The sequence below is a fragment of the Nocardioides sp. NPDC057772 genome (assembly GCF_042798075.1).
In the GTDB taxonomy this organism is placed as follows: domain Bacteria; phylum Actinomycetota; class Actinomycetes; order Propionibacteriales; family Nocardioidaceae; genus Nocardioides.
The window spans coordinates 1-4,555 of the sequence record NZ_JBHVKN010000288.1 but is presented as its reverse complement, the minus strand read 5'-3'; the positions used below and the strand labels follow the sequence as shown (position 1 = coordinate 4,555).

Below are 4,555 nucleotides of genomic sequence, written 5' to 3'. Positions count from 1 at the left end.
ACCGGACGAGACGGGGCGGCGTAGAGCTCGTTCCGAGCGGCTCAGACAGCCGGGACCGGGAAAGTCGGGTACTCGACACCCGAGATCGACTGCACGGTGCGGACGACCTGGCAGGAGTAGCCGAACTCGTTGTCGTACCAGACGTAGAGGATCGCGGAGTCACCGTCGACGATGGTCGCGTTGCCGTCGATGATCGAGGCGGCACGGGAGCCGATGAAGTCGGAGGAGACCGCGTCGCGGGCGGTGGTGAAGTCCACCTGGCGACGCAGCTCGCCGGTCAGCGAGGCCTCGCGGAGGTAGCCGACGACCTCTTCCTTCGAGGTCTCACCCTTGAGCGAGAGCGACAGGATCGCGATCGAGACGTCCGGGGTGGGGATGCGGATCGAGTTGCCGGTGATCTTCGCTTTCAGGTCCGGCAGGGCCTTGGCGACCGCGGAGGCGGCACCGGTCTCGGTGAGCACCAGGTTGAGCGGTGCGGAGCGACCGCGGCGGTCGGCCTTGTGGTAGTTGTCCAGCAGGTTCTGGTCGTTGGTGAACGAGTGCACCGTCTCGACGTGACCGCGCACGATCCCGAAGCGGTCCTCCATCAGCTTCAGCGGCGGCACGATCGCGTTGGTCGTGCAGGACGCGCAGGAGATGACCTTCTCGTCGCCGGTGAGGGTCTGGTGGTTGACGCCGTGGACGATGTTCGGGACGTCGCCCTTGCCCGGCGCGGTCAGCAGGACCTTCTTGATGCCCGGGCGCAGGTGCTGCGACAGTCCCTCGCGGTCGCGCCACTTGCCGGTGTTGTCGATGAGGATGGCGTCCTTGATGCCGTACGCCGTGTAGTCGACCGTCGTCGGGTCGTCGGAGTAGATGAACTGGATCGGGTTGCCGTTGGCGATGAGCACGCCGTTCTTCTCGTCCACCGTGATGGTGCCGGCGAACTGGCCGTGGATCGAGTCACGGCGCAGCAGCGAGGCGCGCTTGATGAGGTCGTCCTCGCCGCCCTTGCGGACGACGACGGCCTTCAGCCGCAGACCGTGGCGCGAGCCGGCCTTCTCGACGAGGAGCCGGGCGACGAGGCGGCCGATCCGGCCGAAGCCGTAGAGCACGACGTCCTGGCCGCCGTTGCGCTCGAGCTTGTTGTCGCCGGTCGCGCCGGCAAGCTTCTCGGCGACGAAGTCGTCGACCGAGAGGCCGCGCTCGTCCTCGGCGTACTGGACCGCAAGCAGTCCCAGGTCGACCTTCGACGGACCGAGGTCCAGCTTGGCGACCGCCTGGAGCAGCGGGAACGTGTCGGTGACCGAGAGCTCCTCGCCCTCGATCTGGCGCGCGAACCGGTGCGCCTTGAGGATCGAGATGTCGGACTTGCTCACCAGCGACCGGCTGTGGACCAGGATGGTGACATCCTTCTCGCGGTAGAGCTTGCCGATGATCGGGATCATCGTCTCCGCGAGCTCCTCGCGGTGCTGCCAGTCGTTGAAGGTCTCGTCGGTGTCGCTCACAGCTCAACTTTCGGTTGCTCGGGAAGGCCTGGATCGGGCGGGGGACACACCCGGCCAGGCTCGATTATCGGCATCCCCAGAGCCCCGGCCACCTTGATCGATCCAACCAAGAACCGGTGGTCGAGCCTGTCGCGACCACCCGACGAGGCGCACGCTGACGCTGCCGGTCCGCAACGACAGAATGCTCAGGGAGTGGCGGTCGCCGTCGGCTCCTCGGTCGGCTCCGGGGTCGGCTCGGCCGTCGCGGTCTCGGTCGGCTCGGCCGTCGGCGTCTCGCTGGCCGGCTCGCTGACCTCCTCGCTGGGGACCGTCGCGGTCGGCTCCGGCGTCTCGGAAGGTGTCACGTCGCCGCCGGTGTCCGTGCCGCTGCTCGGAGCGACCTCGCTCTCGTCCTCCGCGTCCTCGTCGTCGGGCCGCTCGGCGAACCCGGAATCGTCCCCGGTGTCCACGGAGCCGCCGACCGGTGTGGTCGGCGCGGTGCTGCGCTCGCCGGTGGTCGGCTCGGCGGACGGGGTGACCTCGCCGACCTTCGGCGCGTCGTCCTGGCCCGGCAGGAGGCCGGGGTTGGCAGCGACGGCCACGCCGGCCGAGACGAGGACGACCGCCGCGGCGGCGAGCCCGGCGATCTTCCAGCGACGCCCGGACGGTTGGTCGGGCTCGGCGAACGTGGGAGCCTGGGTGGGCAGGTCAGCGGTGTCGGTGGGGCTCACGGGAGGCCGTGGGGCCCGGGCGATCCCGCCTCCGGTGAACGCCGGCGGCGGCGCGCCGATGGTGGTCTCCTGCTCCGAGGTGGCCGGGGCCGGTAGCAGGGTCCAGTCGCCGTTGGTGGCGAGGATGTCCGCAGCGGAAGGTCGCGCGGCCGGCGCCTCGGCCAGGCATGCGGCGACGAGCGGACGCAGGTAGACCGGACACAGGCTCAGGTTGGGCGACTCGCCCCTGAGGAGGTGTCCCATCGAGCCGATCTCGCCGCTGAACGGCCAGCGCCCGGTGGCGGCGACGAAGGCGACCAGACCGAGCGCCCAGATGTCGACGGCGCTGGAGAACGTGCCGGTCTGGACCTGCTCGGGCGCCTGATAGCCGTAGGTGCCGACCGCCTTGCCGGTCTGGGTCAGCGCGGTGCCGTCGACGGAGCGGGCGATGCCCATGTCGATCACGCACGGGTCCGTGGCGCCGTAGAGGATGTTGCCCGGCTTGATGTCGCGGTGGACGAGCCCAGCGGCATGCACCGCGGCGAGCGCCTCGGCGACCCCGGCGACCAGTTGACGTACGTCGATCTCGGACAGGCGCTGACCGGAGCCGATCAGCTTGTTGAGGGGCGGGTCGGCGACGTACTCGCTCGCCATCCAGGGCTGCTCGGCATCGGCGTCGGCGTCGAGGACCCGCGCGGTGAACCGGCTCTCCACCCTCTTGGCGGCCTCGATCTCCCGCTCGAACCGCGCTCGGAAACCCGGGTCGGAGGTGAGCTCGGGAAGGATCGCCTTCACCGCCGCCTTCGTGCCCGCCGCGTCCTCGCCCAGATAGACGACGCCCATGCCGCCGTGGCCGAGGCGGCCGATGAGCGCGTACGGACCCATCTCGCGGGGGTCGTTCGCCGTCAGCGGGCTGACAGGGCTGCTAGGGCTGACAGGGCTGCTAGGGCTGACAGGGCTGACAGGGATGGCCTGGGTGGCGGCGGACTGGGGGGATGTGGGGATTTCCCGAGACAACTTCTCTGCTCCTGTGGCACCGGCGAGTGTGTCTCGGAGCGTATCGGACTCCGCGCCGCGATCCGGTCACGCCGGGCGGAGGGTTCCAGACTCTGGGAGACGGGATCCTGCGAGGATGGCCGGCATGACTGAGTCGACGGAGAAATCCACAGTGACATTGGGCCAGGGCACCGGTCCCCTCCGCGGGGTCAAGGTCGTCGAGCTGGCGGGGATCGGGCCCGGGCCGCACGCCTGCACGATCCTCGCGGACATGGGCGCGGACGTGATCCGGGTCGACCGGCCGGGCGGCAACGTACTCGGCGGGGGTGCCGGGGACCTGCTCACCCGCGGCCGCCCGAGCATCGCGCTCGACCTCAAGAACCCGGATGCGGTCGAGACCGTCCTGCGTCTGGTGGAGTCCGCCGACGTACTCATCGAAGGGCTGCGCCCCGGCGTCACCGACCGGCTCGGCCTGGGGCCCGACACCTGCCTGGAGCGCAACCCGCGGCTCGTCTACGGCCGGATGACCGGCTGGGGCCAGGAGGGCCCGCTGGCCCAGTCCGCGGGTCACGACCTCACCTACATCGCCACCACCGGCGTGCTGAACGGCCTCGGCCAGGACCCCGCCCGGCCGCACTTCCCGCTCAACCTGCTCGGTGACTTCGGTGGCGGATCGACCTACCTGGTCATGGGCATCCTCGCCGCGCTCGTCGAGGCCAGGACGACCGGCCAGGGGCAGGTCGTCGACGCCGCGATCGTGGACGGCACCGCCCACCTCGCCACGATGATCTCCGGCATGCTCGCCTCGGGTGCCTGGCACGAGCAGCGGCAGAGCAACCTTCTCGACGGCGCGATGCCGTTCTACGCGCTCTACGACACCTCCGACGGCCGCCAGGTCGCGGTCGGTGCGCTGGAGGGCAAGTTCTTCGCCGAGATGGTCACCCGGCTCGGGCTCGACGGGGTCTGCCCGGGGCAGTACGAGCTGGAGCGCTACGACGAGATGCGCGAGCTCTTCGCCAAGACCTTCGCGTCGAAGACGATGGCCGAGTGGGCCGAGATCTTCGAGGGGACGGACGCCTGCGTCGCTCCTGTCCTCACGCCCTCCGAGGCGGCTGTCCACCCCCACCTGCAGGCCCGCCAGACGTACGTCACGCACCACGGTGTCACCCAGCCCGCTCCCGCGCCGCGGTTCAGCCGCACCGTCTCCACCTTGGGCGCGGCACCGGCGGCCAGCGCCGGTCAGCACACGCGCGAGGCCCTGGCCGCGTGGGGCATCGACGACGCCGACGCGCTGATCGAGAAGGGCGCCGCGTTCCAGGACTGACGACCGGACCGCCCAGGAGATGCAGGAACGGCGCGGCGTACGACCCGAAGGTCGTACGC

3 protein-coding genes are annotated in these 4,555 nt (G+C 70.5%); 1 reads left to right on the top strand and 2 read right to left on the bottom strand.

The window, feature by feature from the left end; genetic code table 11:
- Positions 1 to 41: 41 nt before the first annotated feature.
- Both ACFVJS_RS26370 and ACFVJS_RS26365 read right to left on the bottom strand, forming a co-directional pair.
- Positions 42 to 1,487, bottom strand: coding sequence for a glyceraldehyde-3-phosphate dehydrogenase (locus ACFVJS_RS26370; protein WP_378886525.1), 1,446 nt, complete (start codon positions 1,485 to 1,487; stop codon positions 42 to 44).
- Between the two features lie 185 nt (positions 1,488 to 1,672).
- Positions 1,673 to 3,061, bottom strand: coding sequence for a protein kinase (locus ACFVJS_RS26365; protein ID WP_378886524.1), 1,389 nt, complete (start codon positions 3,059 to 3,061; stop codon positions 1,673 to 1,675).
- Positions 3,062 to 3,317: 256 nt separating this feature from the next.
- Between ACFVJS_RS26365 and ACFVJS_RS26360 the strand changes: the two genes are divergently transcribed.
- Entirely contained in the window at positions 3,318 to 4,496 is a 1,179-nt protein-coding gene (locus ACFVJS_RS26360) for a CaiB/BaiF CoA transferase family protein (RefSeq protein ID WP_378886523.1), read from the top strand.
- Positions 4,497 to 4,555 lie beyond the last annotated feature (59 nt).

Bases quoted from the DNA above. Each gene is read 5' to 3' on its own strand.
- ACFVJS_RS26365 (WP_378886524.1), bottom strand. From the start codon at position 3,061: ATGGGTCCGTACGCGCTCATCGGCCGCCTCGGCCACGGCGGCATGGGC.
- ACFVJS_RS26360 (WP_378886523.1), top strand. From the start codon at position 3,318: ATGACTGAGTCGACGGAGAAATCCACAGTGACATTGGGCCAGGGCACC.